Source organism: Pedobacter xixiisoli (assembly GCF_900215335.1).
GTDB classification, from domain to species: Bacteria; Bacteroidota; Bacteroidia; order Sphingobacteriales; family Sphingobacteriaceae; genus Pedobacter; species Pedobacter xixiisoli.
The window spans coordinates 1161647-1178730 of sequence record NZ_OCMT01000001.1 but is presented as its reverse complement, the minus strand read 5'-3'; the positions used below and the strand labels follow the sequence as shown (position 1 = coordinate 1178730).

The window sequence follows — 17084 nt, the reverse complement described above, 5'->3', positions numbered from 1 at the left end:
CTAGACCAATGCAATTACTAGACGGAAAATACGTATCAGAACAAGTTAAAGTACAAATAGCGGAAGAAGCATCTCAATTTTTAGCAGAAAGCGGAAGAAAACCACATTTAGTTGCCATTTTAGTTGGTAACGATGGTGGCAGTGAAACTTATGTTGCTAGTAAAATGAAAAACTGTGAGAAGGTTGGTTTTAAATCTTCTTTGTATCGTTATGATAATTCTGTAACCGAAGCTGAACTTTTAGAAAAGGTTAGAGAGATTAACGCTGATGCTGATGTTGATGGTCTAATTGTTCAATTACCTTTGCCTAAACACATCGACCCTGAGAAGGTTACCGAAGCAATTGACCCGAAGAAAGATGTGGATGGCTTTCATCCTATTAACTTGGGTAGAATGATGCGTAATTTGCCTTGCTATATTCCCGCTACTCCTTACGGTATTTTGCTAATGTTGCAAGCTTACAATATTGATACCACTGGAATGCATTGCGTGGTAGTTGGTAGAAGTAATATTGTTGGCGGTCCGATGAGTGTTTTGATGGCTCGTAATGCTAATCCTGGCAATTGTACAGTAACTTTAACACACAGTAAAACTAAAGACCTTAAAGAACAAGTTTTGCAAGGCGATATCATCATTGCAGCTATTGGCAAAAAGAACTTTATCACTGCTGATATGGTTAAAACAGGCGCTATTGTAATTGATGTGGGTATCAACAGAGAAACTTCTACAGAAACTAAATCTGGTTTTAAATTATATGGTGATGTAGATTTTGAGAATGTAGCTCCAAAGTCTTCATTTATCACTCCGGTACCAGGTGGCGTAGGTTTAATGACTATTGTGGGCTTATTGAAGAATACATTAGCATCGGCTAGAAAAGAAATTTATTAACCCCCAAAGGAGAGTTTGTAGGCAGTCGTCATTTCGATGGCAGCGCAGTCTCGTATGTACGGGAGAGAAATCTAGCGAATAAAATTTTAGCTGTATTAAGTTAAGCTTAATTGGATTTGATTTTCAATCTAACTTTCTAAAATTATTAACCACCTAAGACACTTCAGTACATTTTAGTTTCTAATTGCATCTTTAGGTAAACTAAGGTTTGCTAGTTGGTTATCTATAAAAATTTCATATTCGTTTCAGGAATAAAACACGTATAGCTATTTTTATTTACACGTATTAGATTTACCTTTGTTTATCAATTAAAAACGGAGGTAAAAATGGATACCAAATTAACGTTAAGTTTTAATCAAGATATTGTAGAAAAGGCAAAGAAATATGCTGCTGCAAATAACATTAGCTTATCTCGATTAATAGAATATCTACTTACTCAGGTTACTTCAAATCAATATAAATCCTTAGAAGATTTTCCGATAAGTGATTGGGTAAGCATGGTTGCCGAAGGCGAAGTAGAATACAAGCGCACACCTAAAACGTCAAGAAAAGATTTAAAAGACGAATTCTTTAGTTCTAAAAAGTCTAAGTAAAATGACGAGGATTTTCTTAGATGCGAATGTATTAGTTTCTGTATTGAATAAGGAATTTCCTTTGTTTAATTACTCATCGAGAATACTCAGCTTGGCTAACCACCAAAAATTTGAAGTTTACACGTCTCCCATGTGTTTAGCTATAGCATTCTATTTTGCAGAAAAGAAGAATAAATCTACCGCCAAAGAAAAAATCTCCATTTTATGCCAGCACATTAAAATTGCTGATAATGTAAGTGATGGCGTTACTTCTACCCTATCCAATAAGAAAATCAATGATTTCGAGGATGGGTTAGAATACTATGCTGCGTCACGAGTAAAATGCAACTGCATTGTAACGGAAGATATAGACGATTTTTATTTTTCTGAAATTGAAGTGCTTTCTTGTAAGAATTTTTTCGACAAGTACTTGCTCAACTAAATAATCGTTTCCAAAATCCATCTGGCAACCCAACATAAATTCCATCTTCTCTTTCTTCTGTAGGGTAAACATCAATGTAGTCATTCTGCCCAGCAGCACCTTTACCGGTTTCCAAATTGTATTCGTAACGATGGATTGGACAAATAATATTTCCGCTTTTGCACCAACCACCACTTAAAAGGCCACCAGCATGTGGGCAGCTATTTTGTAGAACATGAAGTTTATTTTGATGTTTAACAAGACATAGCTTCTTCCCATCTAACTTAATCATGGTAACGAAATCATCTTTTGGCAATTCTATATCGAGCCTAACCCATTTCATTTTTATATAATATTACTTTAGCAAGATACATAGATTACTATATTCTGCCATAATTAATTAACTTTGCGACCTTAATTTCTATGGCACATCATATTCCCGAAGACGGCACACTACTTCCTTTAATGGAAGAATTTTACACCATTCAAGGCGAAGGATATAATACCGGTAAGGCTGCGTATTTTATTCGCTTGGGAGGTTGTGATGTAGGTTGCCACTGGTGTGATGTGAAGGAGAGTTGGGATGCTGAGTTACATCCATTAACCTCAAGTGATGATATCGCCGCTAAAGCTGATACTTTTCCAGGTAAAGCTGTTGTAGTTACAGGTGGCGAACCGTTAATTTATAACTTAGATTATTTAACAAAGCAGCTTCAAGACAGAGGTATTTTAACTTTTATCGAAACTTCTGGTGCTTATCCCCTTTCTGGTTCCTGGGATTGGATTTGTCTTTCTCCAAAGAAATTTAAAGCACCTCGACCAGACATTACTCCTTTCGCTAATGAGTTAAAAGTTATCGTTTTTAACAAAAGTGATTTTGAATGGGCGGAAAAATATGCCGAAATGGTTGGTCCAAATTGCAAGTTATATCTACAGCCCGAATGGTCCAAGGCTAGTACGGTAACACCTTTGATTATTGAGTATGTAATGGCTAATCCAAAGTGGGAAATCTCTTTACAAACGCATAAATTTCTTAATATACCTTAGTGTTATTGCTGCATTGATAAATTGTTTTATTGTTGCTAACTTGTAGTTTTCCTTCAAATGATCACTTTTATATGCGTACGTGTCTTCTATTCTTTTTTCTTGGCCTAAGTCATTTAGTTTATAGCCAATCTACAATAAAAAAGGCGCAAAATAGTTTCGAAGACGCCCAGCAATTTGTAAGGCAAAACATATTTGATGAAGCCATTAAGTATTTGAATGATGCCGTAAAAGCGGATCCAAAATTTCAGAAAGCTTATCTCCAGTTAGGCGATATTTATAAGCGAATTCGAAATACCCAAAAAGCAAAGGAAAATTATAGACTAGCGATTAATGCTGCTCCAGTTGAAAATCCCAACATTTATTTCTTACTAGGAGAAACAGAACTACAAACAGGAGATTATGCTTTCGCTAAACAAAGTTTTGAAAACTTCATTACTAAAGCCATTAATGTGGATGCGAAATTTATAGATAAGGCAAAAAAATATATTTTAGATTGTGATTTTTCTGTAGATGCGATAAAAAAGCCAGTTCCTTACGAGCCTTTCAATATGGGATTTTATGTGAATAGTGAACATCGCGATTATTTCCCTGCATTAACAGCTGATGGGCAAACTATCATTTTCACTAGAAATGTAAAAGGAAACGAGGATTTTTATACTGCTGTGAAGAAAAATGGCGAATGGCAACAAGCTAAGTCTTTAAGTGAGAATATAAATACTCCACATTTCAATGAAGGCGCACAATCAATATCGCCCGATGGCAGATACTTATTTTTCACGGGATGTAATAGGCCTGATGGCGTAGGCAGATGTGATATTTACGTTTGTAGACGAGAAGGAAATAATTGGAGTAAGCCAGTGAATTTAGGTCAGACGATCAATACTGGAGAGTGGGAATCACAACCTTCTATTAGTGCCGACGGAAGTACCCTTTATTTTTTAAGCAACAGAGCTGGAGGTATTGGTGGATACGATATCTGGAAATCAGTAATGAATGATGAAGGTTATTGGACAAAGCCCACCAACTTAGGTCCTAATGTAAATACGCCTTATGACGAAGCTACACCTTTTATCCACCCAGATGGTAAAACCTTATATTTTTCTTCTGATGGTTGGCCAGGCTTGGGGCAAAAAGATATTTTTTATAGCAAATTGCAAGGCGATGGCAATTTTTCCAGAGCGGTAAATTTAGGTTACCCTATCAATACTTTTAACGATGAATTTGGTTTTATAGTAAGTGCAGATGGAAAAGAAGGTTTATTTTCTTCTGATTTAGATGGTGGTTTTGGCGATGTAGATATTTATCGTTTCAAACTGCCGGATGCCTTAAAACCTGAACCAGTAACTTATGTGAAAGGTATTGTAAAAGATGCAGAAACTAAAGAAACGCTTGAAGCCTCTGTGTTGGTAATTAATCTTAATACTGAAATTGCTGCTTATAATGAAATTACAGATAAGGTTACTGGAGATTTCATAGCAGTAATGCCCGCCAATCAAAGCTACGCTTTCAATGTATTTTCTGATGGATACCTTCTTTATTCGAAGCATTTTGATATTAAACCCGCTGATGCCAATAAGCCATTTGAGTTAGAAATTCTGTTAGATAAAATTACGGTAGGCAGCAAAGTTTTACTGAATAACATCTTCTTCGATACTAATAAGTTTGAATTGCTTCCTCAGTCGATGGTGGAATTAAACATCCTAATTGATGTATTGAAGTCTAATCCTACAATAGAAATTGAGATTCAAGGTCATACAGATAATATTGGAGACAATAAAGCAAACCAAAAGCTTTCTGAAAATAGAGCCAAAGCAGTTTACGAGTACCTAATTAGTAACGGTGTAGGTAAAAAGCAACTTAACTACAAAGGCTATGGTGAGGAAAAACCTGCATTTGACAACGCAACAGAAGAAGGAAAGCAAAAGAATAGAAGAACTGAATTTTTGGTAGTGAAAATATAATTAGCTTCTAATTTTCCTTCCTTTTAGCACATTAATTGATGAACCTTCGGCCAGCATTACTGAATTTGGCGTCATTTCATTTAAAAAAGTAAAATCTGTACCGTAGTTAGCAGCGAAATCTACATCAATTTCGTAGTCTTTAACTGGATAAACTTCCCAGCGAGGGTGCTCTACTTGATATTCTGAAGTAAGGTTCGCTCCTATTTTGGTATAGCCCCAAAAATGTTCGGTAATAAATTCTTCTTCACTACCAATTTCCATCACTTTACTTTCGGCATCAACTTTTACAGCAAATTTATTCCAGTTCTTAGTTTTCCAAAGATATTCAACCAATAATTGACTTTCATTAACTTCCCACTTATGTTTCATGGGCAAAGTTTGATAATTCTCTTTGTAAACAGTATTAGCAACAAAAGTGATAGCAGGCTTTGGGACTATTTCTTTAATGAAAACCACACCTCTTTTCCAAGTTCCACCTTCATTATACTTTACGTAAAATCTCAAGTTAACTTCTTCAAAGTTAGTATGAAAAGGGATACCAAAACCTTTTAGCTTGGTATCCATAAACATAAAACCTACTAAGCTTACATAATATTTGCCCTGCCAATCATCTAATTCGGTAAACGGTGGTAAATATTTTTGTAAAATCTCTTTATCTACTTCATAATTAGCTAAAGCAAGTTTTCGCCACTCGGCAGATAAAAAGACACTATTTCTTATCATTTATTAGATTACAGCCCGTCTAACTTTTACAAGTTTTTCTAGTAAATCTTCAAGTAAGGCTAAATTAAGCATATTGGCACCATCTGATTTTGCGTTTGCAGGGTCTGGATGAGTTTCTATAAAAAGACCATCAGCTCCAACTGCTATGGCAGCTTTTGCAATAGTTGCGATCAATTCTGGTTTGCCTCCTGTTACCCCGCTACTTTGATTAGGCTGTTGGAGCGAGTGAGTACAATCCATTACTACGGGTACATCAAAGCTCTGCATTTCGGGTAAACCTCTGTAGTCAACAATTAAATCTTGGTAGCCAAAAGTATTTCCTCTGTCGGTTAGAATTACCTTATTGTTTCCAGCATCCTTAATTTTATCTACAGCGAATTTCATTGAGCCAGCAGATAAAAACTGACCTTTTTTAACGTTCACTACTTTGCCTGTTTCTGCAGCGGCAATTAGTAAATCTGTTTGACGACATAAAAAAGCAGGTATCTGAAGCACATCTACGTAAGCGGCAGCCATAGCAGCTTCAGCACTTTCGTGAATATCTGTTACAGTAGGGACGTTAAATTCTCTCCCAACTTTTTCTAATATTTTAAGCGCTTTTTCATCGCCAATACCAGTAAAAGAGTTGCCTTTGCTTCTATTCGCTTTTCTATAAGAGCCTTTAAAAATGTAAGGAATATTTAACTTATCGGTAATAGAAACAATTTTTTCTGCTATTCGTAAGGCAATATCTTCACCTTCAATCGCACACGGGCCAGCCATTAAAAAAAAGTTATTGCTATCTGTGTGTTTTAATTTATCTAAGTAGTTTATCATTTTTTGTGCAATATGGAAGTATTATGAAATTTCAATTCCTAAGTTTAACATTAATTACCTAGTTCGCTCATAAACTTAATGCGCATTAATTGAATTTCTTCTCTTGTGTAGTCAGTTTCTCCTAAGTCTTTCAAAGCTAAATCTATCGAGTCTGTATCAGCAGATTGAAAATAATCGAAAACTTCATCTTGTCTATCTTCATCTATCATTTCATCAATGTAATAAGTAAGATTTAGTTTTGTTCCAGAGTTAACAATCGCTTCAACTTCTTTCAAAACATCAATGTAAGTTATTCCTTTAGAACGAGCAATATCTTCAAGACCTATCTGTCTGTCAATATTTTGAATAATAGAAACCTTTAAAGCAGATTTATTTGCTTGAGTTTTGATGACCATATCAATCGGCCTATCGATATTATTATCATCAACGTATTTTTTGATTAAATCTAAAAATGCCGAGCCAAATTTTAACGCTTTACCATTGCCAACTCCTGAAATCTGTTTTAACTCATCACTAGTAATTGGATAGTGCGTACACATTTCTTCTAACGAAGGGTCTTGAAAAACCACAAATGGAGGTACGTTTTTTTGCTTAGCTATTTTCTTTCTTAAATCTTTCAGCAATTGAAGTAACTGTGTATCTAAAGCAGCGCTTCCCTGTTTTGATTCCTCTTCATCATCATCGCCTACAACTTCTAATATTTCGTTCAAAATAAACTTAAGGTTGTAAGGACTTTCAATGTAGTCTCTACCAGCTTTTGTTAGTTTTAATAGGCCATAATTGTCAATATCCTTGGCTAAGAAATTATTTAGTACAGCTTGTCTTAACAGAGATTTCCATAAAATTTCTCCGTCCACTTTGCCAGAACCAAATTCGGGAAGTTTACTGTGTTCATATGCTATTGTTTGAGCAGTTTCGTAGCCCATAAATACATTCAGCAAATGCGCATCATCAAACTTTTCGCCACTAGTATCCACCAATTTTAACAGAGTTAACAGCTGCTCTTCCGCTTCAAACTGCTGTTTAGGTTTTTTACAGTTATCACACATGCAATTACAACCCGTTTCGTTAAAATTCTCTCCAAAATAATGCAAAATCTGTTTTCTTCTACAAACTGAAGATTCAGCGTAATCTATTACTTCCTTTAATATTTGAGTACCAATTTCTCTTTCAGAAACTGGCTTGTCCTTCATGAACTTGGCAAGTTTCTCTACATCTTTTTGAGAATAGAAAGCTACACAAACTCCCTCACCACCATCACGTCCAGCTCTACCCGTCTCTTGATAATAACCTTCCATACTTTTAGGAATGTCGTGGTGAATTACAAATCTCACATCTGGTTTATCAATTCCCATTCCGAAAGCAATAGTGGCTACAATCACTTCTACATCTTCCATAAGGAATTTGTCTTGAGTATCTGCCCTCACTTTTGGTTCTAAACCAGCGTGATAAGGAAGAGCTTTGATGCCATTAATATTCAGCGTTTCGGCAATTTCTTCTACCTTTTTTCTACTTAAACAGTAGATAATGCCAGATTTACCAGGGTTATATTTTACATACCTAATAATTTCTTTGGCTATATTTTTCTTAGGACGGATTTCGTAAAAAAGATTAGGCCTATTAAATGAAGATTTAAATAGAGTCGCATCCATCATTCCCAAGTTTTTCACAATATCCTGCTGTACTTTTGGAGTTGCGGTAGCTGTCAAGGCGATAATTGGAATATTTTCACCCAAACCGGCAATTACTTGTCTTATCTTTCTATATTCAGGTCTAAAATCATGTCCCCACTCAGAAATACAGTGAGCTTCATCTACAGCAACAAAAGAAATTTTCAACAAACGTAAAAACTCAATATTCTCTGCTTTGGCTAATGATTCTGGGGCGACGTACAGTAATTTAGTATGTCCATTCAACAAATCAGATTTCACCTGAGTAATTTCCGATTTATTTAGTGAAGAATTCAAGAAATGGGCTACACTATCACTTCCACCAAATGCTCTAATTTGATCAACCTGGTTTTTCATGAGCGCTATAAGCGGCGAAATTACAATCGCTGTGCCTTCGCTCATTAACGCTGGCAACTGGTAACAGATAGATTTACCTCCACCAGTTGGCATAATGACAAATGTATTCTTCCCCTCTAATATGTTGGTAATAATCGATTCTTGATCACCTTTAAAATTATCGAAACCGAAGAAAGTTTGAAGGTTATCAAATAAAGATTTCTTGACGTCCATTTCTTGTACTAAATATTGTGTGCTATTATTGTTCAAAATAACATAATTTTGCATTAATTAAAGTATTAATTTACTAATAAATTCTCTTTGGAAAGTAAAAAATCTATAATAGATTCTGCGATTGCTACTTTAAAGCTTGAATCGGAAGCAATCTTGAAGCTCATCGATTATTTAAACGATGATTTTGTTGAAGTTGTAAATGCCATTTTATCGAGTAATGGAAGGGTTATTGTGACTGGAATTGGTAAAAGTGCTATCATCGCACAGAAAATTGTGGCTACTTTTAATTCTACAGGAACACCAGCTGTTTTTATGCATGCAGCAGATGCTGTACATGGAGATTTGGGTATTATCCAAAAAGATGACATCGTACTTTGTTTATCTAAAAGTGGGAATACACCAGAAATAAAACTTTTAGCACCGCTATTGAAATTATCTGGTAATAAGTTGGTAGCCATGTTGGGTAATGTTGAATCTGATTTAGCAAAACAAGCAGATTTGATTTTAAATACAACAGTAGAAAAAGAAGCTTGTCCTCACAACCTAGCTCCAACAACTAGTACCTCTGCTCAATTGGCCATGGGTGATGCTATAGCAATTTGCTTGCTGGAGGCCCGTAATTTCCAATCCACTGATTTTGCCAAATATCATCCTGGTGGTTCCTTGGGTAAACGACTGTACCTAAAGGCTGGAGATATTGCCGCAAAGAACGAAAAACCAAGTGTCTCTCCAGACGCATCAATTAAAGATATTATTATACAAATCAGTAAAAACCGTTTAGGCGCTGTTGTTGTTATTGATGGTGACAATGTTTTGGGAATGATTACCGATGGAGACATTAGAAGAATGCTTGAAAAACACTCCAATCTAGAAAATATAAGAGCTATTGACCTGATGAGTACGGATCCAAAGAAAATTGATAGTGAAGAATTGGCTTTGCTGGCTTTAGAGATTATCAGACAAAATAACATTACTCAGATTTTAGTAACCAAGGAAGAACGTTATTTTGGGCTTGTTCACCTACACGATCTTTTACAAGAAGGTATTGTATAAAAGTATATATTTGCCATTGAAATGAATAAAGATAGATATGCATTAATTATGGCAGGCGGCGTTGGAAGCCGTTTTTGGCCAGTTAGCCGCACAGAATTTCCTAAACAATTTATAGATTTTTTTGGTGTAGGAAAAACACTTATTCAAAGTACCTACGAACGATTTTTAAACCTCTGTTTGCCAGAAAACATCTTTATAGTTACCAATGAATCATATACCGATTTAATTAAGGAACAATTACCGTTCTTAAATAACAATCAGATTTTAGCTGAACCAATGATGCGCAATACGGCTCCTTGCGTAGCTTATGGGGCGATGAAGATTGAACAGCTTAATCCAAATGCGGTAATCGTTGTAGCTCCTTCAGATCACACTATAGGTAACCAAGATGCGTTTATTAAGGCTATCGAAAAATCGATGACAGTAGCTGTGCAAGAGAGTTGCTTAATTACATTAGGAATTAAACCAAATAGACCTGATACAGGCTATGGCTATATACAATATACAGACGAGGTTTTAGAAAGTGATAATGACATCTATAAAGTAAAAACTTTTACTGAGAAACCTAATCTAGAACTTGCTAAATCATTCTTGCAAAGTGGTGATTTTCTTTGGAATGCAGGCATATTTATCTGGTCTGCTAGTGCAATTAACAAGGCATTAGAGAAACATTTGCCAGATATGCACGAAATTTTTACTAATGGAAAAACAGCCTACAATACAGAAAACGAAAAAGCTTTTATAGGTAATGCATATCAACTATGCACCAATATCTCTATTGATTTTGGCATCATGGAAAAAGCTGATAATGTATATGTTTTACCATCCGATTTTGGTTGGTCTGATTTGGGAACTTGGGCTTCTATTTATGAAATGGCCGAGAAAGACTATGTAGGTAATGCCGTGATACCGTCAGAACAAGTAATGATGTACGACTCTTCTAACTGTATGGTAAATGTTCCCAAAGAGAAGTTAGTTATTTTACAAGGAATGCATGATTACATCGTTGTAGAATCTAACAACACATTACTGATTTGCAAAAGAGCAGAAGAACAGAATGTAAAAAATATTGTAGCCGATGTGAAGGCTAAGTTTGGAGGTAAATTTATTTAGCTTATCTCAATAAAATCAAAAAGCCCATTAATCGATCTGTTTAATGGGCTTTTTGATTTTTATAAATCTTTAAATAGTCCGCTGTCTTACTGCTTCATATAAAATAACACCAGCTGCAACAGATACATTTAACGATTCAATTTTGCCCGCCATTGGTATTTTGGCCAAATGATTGGCAACTCTTAATAAATCATTAGAAATACCTTCATCTTCTGAGCCCATTACAATAGCAGTGGGCATCGTATAATCTGGAGTATAGATGTATTCGTTAGTTTTCTCTGTACACGCCACAATTTGCAAACCACTATCTTGTAAAAACAAACAGGTTTTATGTAAATTAGCATGTCTACAAACTGGAATAGAAAACAACGCACCAGCTGAGGTTTTAATTGCATCTGCATTAATTTGAGCAGCGTTTTTTAACGGAACTACAATCGCATGTACCCCCACACAAGCAGCAGTACGAGCAATAGCTCCCATATTACGCACATCCGTTACACTGTCTAATATGAGTATTAAAGGTGTCTCCCCTTTTTCATAAATGGCAGGTACAATGTCTTCAATATTTTGATAAGTAATTGGAGAAATTACAGCAATAACACCTTGATGGTTTTTCTGTGTCATCCTGTTCAACTTCTCGATAGGTACCACACTCATCGGAATTAACGAGCCAGACAATAGCTCCTTTAATTCTAGGAAAAGCTCACCAGATAACCCACGTTGCACGTAAATTGTTTCTATATCTCTAGCTGCCTTAATTGCTTCTATGACAGCTCTAATACCGAATACAAATTCATTATTTTCTTTAACTCTCTGTGGTCTTCTAAAATTATCCATATTATCTAATATTTTGCAAAAGTAACCATTTCAACTGGCAGTTTTTAGTTTTTACTACGCAATTCTTAACGCTCTAAATTTCAAACATTTCAACTCTCGAAAGTTAGCGTAATCATCCTATCCTATTATCCACACAAAATTGTTCAGAACTAAATCTTTGCTTATAATATACTAAAAATTACATCAGATTAGCATTCAAGTTGTTGACAAAGTAGTAGGAACTTATTGGAACAAACCCTCGTTTTTTAGTTACTTTTGCTTCATGAGTACCGATAACGAACAAAGAGGACAAGGCAAATTTTCAGTATCTGCCCGAAAGAATAGATTAGCTAACACCATTAGTACTGTTGAAAAAATACAACCGCAAGCTACTGATTTGGAAGAAGCTGTTTTGGGGGCTTTAATGTTAGAAAAAGATGCGCTTTCTGCTGTTATCGATGTACTTAAACCAGAACTTTTCTACGATGAGAGGCACAAAAGAATTTTCGAAGCTATCCAACAATTATTCGAAAAATCTAAGCCAGTAGATATTTTAACTGTAACTACAGAGTTGCGTACCAATGGCAATCTAGAAATGATTGGTGGCGCTTACTTTGTTACTTATCTAACAAACAGGGTGTCTTCTGCAGCTAATATTGAGTACCATGCTCGTATCATTTCACAGAAATATATCCAACGTGAGCTAATCAGAATTTCTACAGAAATTATTAAGAATGCTTACGAAGATACTACTGATATTTTCGACCTTTTAGACATGGCCGAGAAGAACTTATTTGATATTGCCCAAAACAATTTGCGTAGAGATACACAAAAGATGGACGACATCATCAAGCAATCTTTGGCATCATTAGAAGAATTAAGAACAAAAACAGATGGTTTAACAGGTGTTCCTTCTGGATTTACCGACTTAGACCGTATTACTGGCGGATGGCAAAAATCCGATTTGGTCATTATTGCTGCTCGTCCGGCGATGGGTAAAACAGCCTTTGTACTAACAGCTGCCCGCAACGCAGCGGTAGATTTCAATAAACCAACTGTAGTGTTCTCATTAGAGATGTCGTCAGTTCAGTTGGTAAATCGTTTGATTTCTGGAGAAGCCGAAATTGAGCAAGAGAAAATCAGAAAAGGTAATCTTGCAGAATGGGAGTGGCAACAATTACATAGTAAAATAGGTAGACTTTCAGAAGCAACTTTGTTGATTGACGACACCCCAGCCTTAAATATCTTTGAGTTTAGGGCAAAATGTCGTCGTTTAAAATCGCAATACGATATTCAAATGATTATCATCGATTACTTGCAGTTAATGCATGGTAAAGGCGAAGGTGGTGGTAACCGTGAGCAAGAGATTGGTAGTATTTCAAGAGCACTAAAATCTGTAGCTAAAGAATTAGAAGTTCCAGTTTTGGCACTTTCGCAGTTAAGCCGTGCGGTAGAGAGTAGACCAGGCCAGAATGGTAAAAGACCAATGCTATCCGATTTACGTGAGTCTGGCTCTATTGAGCAAGATGCGGATATGGTACTTTTCTTATATCGTCCGGAGTATTACGGAATTATGGAAGATGAAAATGGCCGTTCAAATGCTGGAGTTGGTGAGGTTATTATTGGTAAAAACCGTCACGGTGAAACTGGAATTGTACCATTAAGATTTATAGGTAAGTATGTTAAGTTCGGTGATTTGGAAGATAGTTTTATGCCTCCTTCTAGTTTCTCGGCAGGCAGCGATAGCAGTATGGCTCCTTCAGAAAACTTTAATAATCCTGGAAACATTATCATCAGACCTTCTAGCATGAATGATATGCTGGATGATGATCCACCGTTTTAATATATAAAATAAATGAGAAAGCCATCCCGAAATCGGGATGGCTTTCTCATTTATGACTAACTTGCCTTCGCATCAGGCTTTTCCTCTCCAAATATCCACCATGCTTTTTTCGGAGCTTGATGTTTAAATATGGCTGCATCATCCTTGTATTTTTTAAGGTGGGCAACAACTTCTTCTACATCATCAGTAAACAGTAATAAATCCATATCTTCTGGACTAATGGTTTTTTGTTCCATCATTAGCTGCACATGCTCGTAGATATGTTGATGAAATTCTTTACCCATAATCACGATAGGAAATTTTTCTACTTTACCTGTTTGAATTAAGGTCAAAGTCTCAAAAAACTCATCAAGAGTCCCAAATCCGCCAGGTAAAACTACAAATGCGTAAGAGTATTTTCTCAGCAACTCCTTTCTAACGAAGAAATACTCAATATTTACAAAAGTATCTAGGTAAGGGTTCTCATGTTGCTCGTGAGGCAAAACGATATTGCAACCTATAGATAAACCTCCAGCATCTTTAGCTCCCCTGTTACCTGCTTCCATAATTCCAGGACCACCACCAGTCATTATCGCGAAACCTAGCTTTGATATTTCCGCAGAAACCTTTCGAGCCATTCCATAGTACGGATGATCTTCTTTAAAACGAGCAGAACCGAATACAGTTACGCATGGTCCTACAAAATGTAATTTTCTAAATCCTTTGTAAAATTGGAAAATCACTCCCAAAACATATTTCAACTCTTGCCAACGTGTTCTTGCGCCCTTAAAAAAGCTTACTTCTTCTCTAACAAACTTATTCATCTTAAAATTATAAAAACGGTAAAATTTACCATCAGGGAATTAAGTTTATCATCAAATTCTTAATTGATACTTAACTCCTTAATGTTTATTATACAAACTAAATTATATATCCTAGCACAACACCAGCAATAATAATTAACGCTGGACTAATCTTCGTGAAATTTAATAACAAAAATGTACCTAACACAATGCCTAAAAACAACCAATTTAAGCCAACGGGCGTAATTAACATAAAAAATGCCGCAATGATAAAACCAACACTCACGGCATTAATTCCAGACAATGAATATTTAATTCTCGATACTTTTTTCAAATCATTCCAAAAAGGAACAATAAAGAGTACCAATATCAAACCTGGCAAGTTAATGCCTAAAACCGCTAATAATCCGCCAGTAATTTGCCCGCCAATACCATAGTTGCCATGTTTCATACCTAGCGCACCAATATAGCTGGTAAATGAAAAAGTTGGTCCAGGTAAAATTTGTTGAAAGGCAAAACCCGAAAGAAAATCAGTTTGACTAAGGTATTGCTTCATCTGAACAAACTCAGTAAACATCATTGGAACCAACACCTGACCGCCGCCAAAAATAAAAATCCCGTTTCGGTAAAAGTTTTCGAATAACCTGATTGGCAAACTAAATGGCGAAGTTCTATTGATTAATGCGCCAAGTAGAGCCATAAGCAACAAAACACCTACAAAGTAACCTAGTTTCCTCGGATTAACGTTTGCAAAAAGCTTTACACGCAATTCAGTTTCTTCGGCCGGCGTACCAATTGCTGAAGAAACCATTCCTCCTATTAATATGGCCAAAGGGAATACGTAGGCTTCCTTCAAAACTAAAGTGCCAACCAAAGCGCCAACTGCTAAAAATACCGAAACTTGATTAGTGAGCACTCGCTTACCCAATTTAAAAGCACCATAGGCTACAATCCCCAAAGCAATAGGATGTATGTATTCCAATACTTCGACGAATTTATCTTTTTGGTCCAGAACCGAATACCAGATTGCCGCCAGCGTCATAATTGCAGCAGATGGTGAAATCCATATTAAAAAGGTGATAATCGCTAACTTTAGTCCGCCCACTTTATATGCAATGCCTACTAGTGTTTGGGTAGATGCTGGTCCGGGTAATACCTGCGCCAAAGCATTTAATTCCAATAATTCTTCTTCGGTAACAAAGTTGATGTTAGTAACGAAATAGCGTAACAATAACGACAAATGCGCCTGCGCCCCACCAAAGGCAGTGAACGTGAAATAGAACACATTTCTGATAAAGAAAAATTTTCGCTTAGCAATCAATAGGTTAACTGGTTAATTGTGGATTTGGTTAATTGCAAACTTCAATTCGCTAGTTTGATTATGGTTATTTGATGATTGGTCATTATTAGTTGACTAATCCCTGGCTCCTAATTCCTGACCACTTTCTAATCATCCTCGTAATCTAAACCGGCAGCACTGTTATAAGCGCCTTGTAGTTCAGATAATGCGTGCATATCTCGTTTTTGTCTTGCCGCCTGCATTCCTATTTGATATGTTTTTATAGCTTCATCCTTCTGCCCTAACTTCTCATATAATTTACCTAGATGGTAGTATGTACCTACGTAATCTGGATGCTTTTCTGTTAGCTCAAGGTAATATTTCAACGCATTTTCTGTATCGTTTTGAACATTATACTCCGTTGCAATCGCATACAGTATAAAACTATCATTCGGATCGCTTTCTAAAAATTCAAACAATTTGGCTAATCGCTGGTTCTGCATTTTAATTCCCTGCTTTTTTAATTAAGTTTGTGTAATTTATTTAAACGCATATATACTTGCCAAGTGTTCATTTTTAAATGATATAAAACACTTATTTATATAAATTCTAAATTATTCTATGAAAATAGAATTAGAATATATATCATTGCAAATATATTATGCAAGCATAACAATTTTTTAACCTAAAAATCATTATGAAAATATTAGTTTGTATCAGTAACGTTCCCGACACGACGACAAAAATAACTTTTACGGGTGATAATACCGAATTCAATACGGCCGGTGTACAGTATATTGTAAATCCTTACGATGAAATTGCACTTTCTCGTGCTATAGAACTTGCTGAAGACGGAAAAGGTACGGTTACCGTAATTAATGTTGGTGAAGCTGCAACAGATCCGACCATAAGAAAAGCATTGGCCATTGGTGCTGATGATGCGGTGAGAATAAATGCAGCTCCTAGAGATGCTTATTTTGTTGCAACTCAAATTGCCGAATATGCAAAATCGAACGAATTTGATATCATTTTATGTGGTAGAGAGTCTATTGACTATAACGGTTCTCAAGTAGCGGCGATGGTTGGTGAACTTCTAGATATCCCATCGATTTCTATCATTAAGAAACTAGACTATGACGGTTCTACCGCAACCATAGAACGCGAAATTGAAGGTGGCAAAGAAGTAGTAAGTGTTACTGGTAAATTTGTAGCTAGCTGTGCTGAAGGTACTGCTGAAGCTAAAATCCCTAATATGAGAGGTATCATGTCTGCAAGAACCAAACCCCTTCAAGTAGTTGAAGCAGTTGCAGTAGAAGAAGTTGGCAAAATCAGCAAATTTGAAACTCCTGCTCCTCGTGGTTCAGTAAAATTAATTCCTGCAGAAAGTGCAGAAGAATTAATTGGGTTGCTACACAGCGAAGCGAAAGTAATATAGTTTTCAGTAGGCAGTTTGAAGTTTACAGTTCCAATTGCCTATCTAATCAATAATTAATTAGATTATCATCAAATATTCTCCTTTGGGAGATTTCAA

At 35.9% G+C, this 17084-nt stretch carries 17 protein-coding genes; 9 read left to right on the top strand and 8 right to left on the bottom strand.

What is annotated here, in order from left to right:
- The first annotated feature begins 8 nt into the window (after nt 1-8).
- The 3 genes from CRO54_RS04540 to CRO54_RS04530 all read left to right on the top strand — a co-directional run bounded on the left by CRO54_RS04540 (nt 9) and on the right by CRO54_RS04530 (nt 1901).
- On the top strand, nt 9-887 hold the full coding sequence (locus CRO54_RS04540) for a bifunctional 5,10-methylenetetrahydrofolate dehydrogenase/5,10-methenyltetrahydrofolate cyclohydrolase (RefSeq protein WP_097129164.1): 879 nt from the start codon (nt 9-11) through the stop codon (nt 885-887).
- A 326-nt stretch (nt 888-1213) separates the two neighbouring features.
- The gene (locus CRO54_RS04535) at nt 1214-1480 is read left to right on the top strand and encodes a DUF6364 family protein (protein WP_097129161.1); all 267 of its coding nucleotides are present in this window, start codon (nt 1214-1216) and stop codon (nt 1478-1480) included.
- Nucleotide 1481: 1 nt separating this feature from the next.
- Complete coding sequence (locus tag CRO54_RS04530; protein ID WP_097129158.1) at nt 1482-1901, top strand: type II toxin-antitoxin system VapC family toxin; 420 nt, start codon at nt 1482-1484, stop codon at nt 1899-1901.
- On the opposite strand, the gene CRO54_RS04525 is transcribed toward CRO54_RS04530, so the two are convergent.
- On the bottom strand, nt 1894-2223 hold the full coding sequence (locus CRO54_RS04525; RefSeq protein WP_097129155.1) for a Rieske (2Fe-2S) protein: 330 nt from the start codon (nt 2221-2223) through the stop codon (nt 1894-1896). The genes CRO54_RS04530 and CRO54_RS04525 overlap by 8 nt on opposite strands.
- Before the next feature lie 80 nt (nt 2224-2303).
- On the opposite strand from CRO54_RS04525, the gene CRO54_RS04520 reads away from it, so the two are divergent.
- Nucleotides 2304-2927: a 7-carboxy-7-deazaguanine synthase QueE gene (locus tag CRO54_RS04520; protein ID WP_097129152.1), complete on the top strand. Its 624-nt coding sequence runs from the start codon at nt 2304-2306 to the stop codon at nt 2925-2927.
- Between the two features lie 71 nt (nt 2928-2998).
- Complete coding sequence (locus CRO54_RS04515) at nt 2999-4888, top strand: OmpA family protein (RefSeq protein WP_097129150.1); 1890 nt, start codon at nt 2999-3001, stop codon at nt 4886-4888.
- Here CRO54_RS04515 and CRO54_RS04510 read toward each other — a convergent pair whose 3' ends face one another.
- From CRO54_RS04510 to recQ, 3 genes are read right to left on the bottom strand one after another with little or no spacing between them, the layout of a single operon-like run.
- A complete protein-coding gene (locus tag CRO54_RS04510) occupies nt 4889-5611 on the bottom strand; it encodes a YqjF family protein (protein ID WP_097129148.1) in 723 nt (240 codons plus the stop codon).
- Nucleotides 5612-5614: 3 nt separating this feature from the next.
- On the bottom strand, nt 5615-6427 hold the full coding sequence (kdsA, locus tag CRO54_RS04505) for a 3-deoxy-8-phosphooctulonate synthase (RefSeq protein WP_097129145.1): 813 nt from the start codon (nt 6425-6427) through the stop codon (nt 5615-5617).
- Nucleotides 6428-6477: 50 nt separating this feature from the next.
- Nucleotides 6478-8667 (bottom strand): DNA helicase RecQ, encoded by a 2190-nt coding sequence (gene recQ / locus CRO54_RS04500; RefSeq protein WP_097129914.1) that lies wholly within the window; start codon nt 8665-8667, stop codon nt 6478-6480.
- 87 nt (nt 8668-8754) lie between these two features.
- Here recQ and CRO54_RS04495 point away from each other — a divergent pair, with 87 nt between their 5' ends.
- Both CRO54_RS04495 and CRO54_RS04490 read left to right on the top strand, forming a co-directional pair.
- Nucleotides 8755-9720 (top strand): KpsF/GutQ family sugar-phosphate isomerase, encoded by a 966-nt coding sequence (locus CRO54_RS04495; RefSeq protein ID WP_097129143.1) that lies wholly within the window; start codon nt 8755-8757, stop codon nt 9718-9720.
- A 21-nt stretch (nt 9721-9741) separates the two neighbouring features.
- Nucleotides 9742-10833: a mannose-1-phosphate guanylyltransferase gene (locus CRO54_RS04490; protein ID WP_097129140.1), complete on the top strand. Its 1092-nt coding sequence runs from the start codon at nt 9742-9744 to the stop codon at nt 10831-10833.
- A 69-nt stretch (nt 10834-10902) separates the two neighbouring features.
- Here CRO54_RS04490 and rlmB read toward each other — a convergent pair whose 3' ends face one another.
- Nucleotides 10903-11670 carry a 23S rRNA (guanosine(2251)-2'-O)-methyltransferase RlmB gene (gene rlmB / locus CRO54_RS04485; protein ID WP_097129137.1) on the bottom strand — a complete coding sequence of 256 codons (768 nt, stop codon included), beginning with the start codon at nt 11668-11670 and terminating at the stop codon, nt 10903-10905.
- A 262-nt stretch (nt 11671-11932) separates the two neighbouring features.
- On the opposite strand from rlmB, the gene dnaB reads away from it, so the two are divergent.
- Nucleotides 11933-13492, top strand: coding sequence for a replicative DNA helicase (gene dnaB / locus CRO54_RS04480; protein ID WP_097129135.1), 1560 nt, complete (start codon nt 11933-11935; stop codon nt 13490-13492).
- Nucleotides 13493-13548: 56 nt separating this feature from the next.
- On the opposite strand, the gene CRO54_RS04475 is transcribed toward dnaB, so the two are convergent.
- The 3 genes from CRO54_RS04475 to CRO54_RS04465 form a co-directional block, all read right to left on the bottom strand.
- Nucleotides 13549-14295, bottom strand: a complete 747-nt coding sequence (locus CRO54_RS04475; protein ID WP_097129133.1) for an LOG family protein — start codon at nt 14293-14295, stop codon at nt 13549-13551.
- A 97-nt stretch (nt 14296-14392) separates the two neighbouring features.
- On the bottom strand, nt 14393-15592 hold the full coding sequence (gene chrA, locus CRO54_RS04470; RefSeq protein ID WP_420812673.1) for a chromate efflux transporter: 1200 nt from the start codon (nt 15590-15592) through the stop codon (nt 14393-14395).
- 128 nt (nt 15593-15720) lie between these two features.
- On the bottom strand, nt 15721-16056 hold the full coding sequence (locus CRO54_RS04465) for a tetratricopeptide repeat protein (protein WP_097129131.1): 336 nt from the start codon (nt 16054-16056) through the stop codon (nt 15721-15723).
- A 194-nt stretch (nt 16057-16250) separates the two neighbouring features.
- On the opposite strand from CRO54_RS04465, the gene CRO54_RS04460 reads away from it, so the two are divergent.
- Nucleotides 16251-16988: an electron transfer flavoprotein subunit beta/FixA family protein gene (locus CRO54_RS04460; RefSeq protein ID WP_097129128.1), complete on the top strand. Its 738-nt coding sequence runs from the start codon at nt 16251-16253 to the stop codon at nt 16986-16988.
- The last annotated feature ends 96 nt before the right edge of the window (nt 16989-17084 follow it).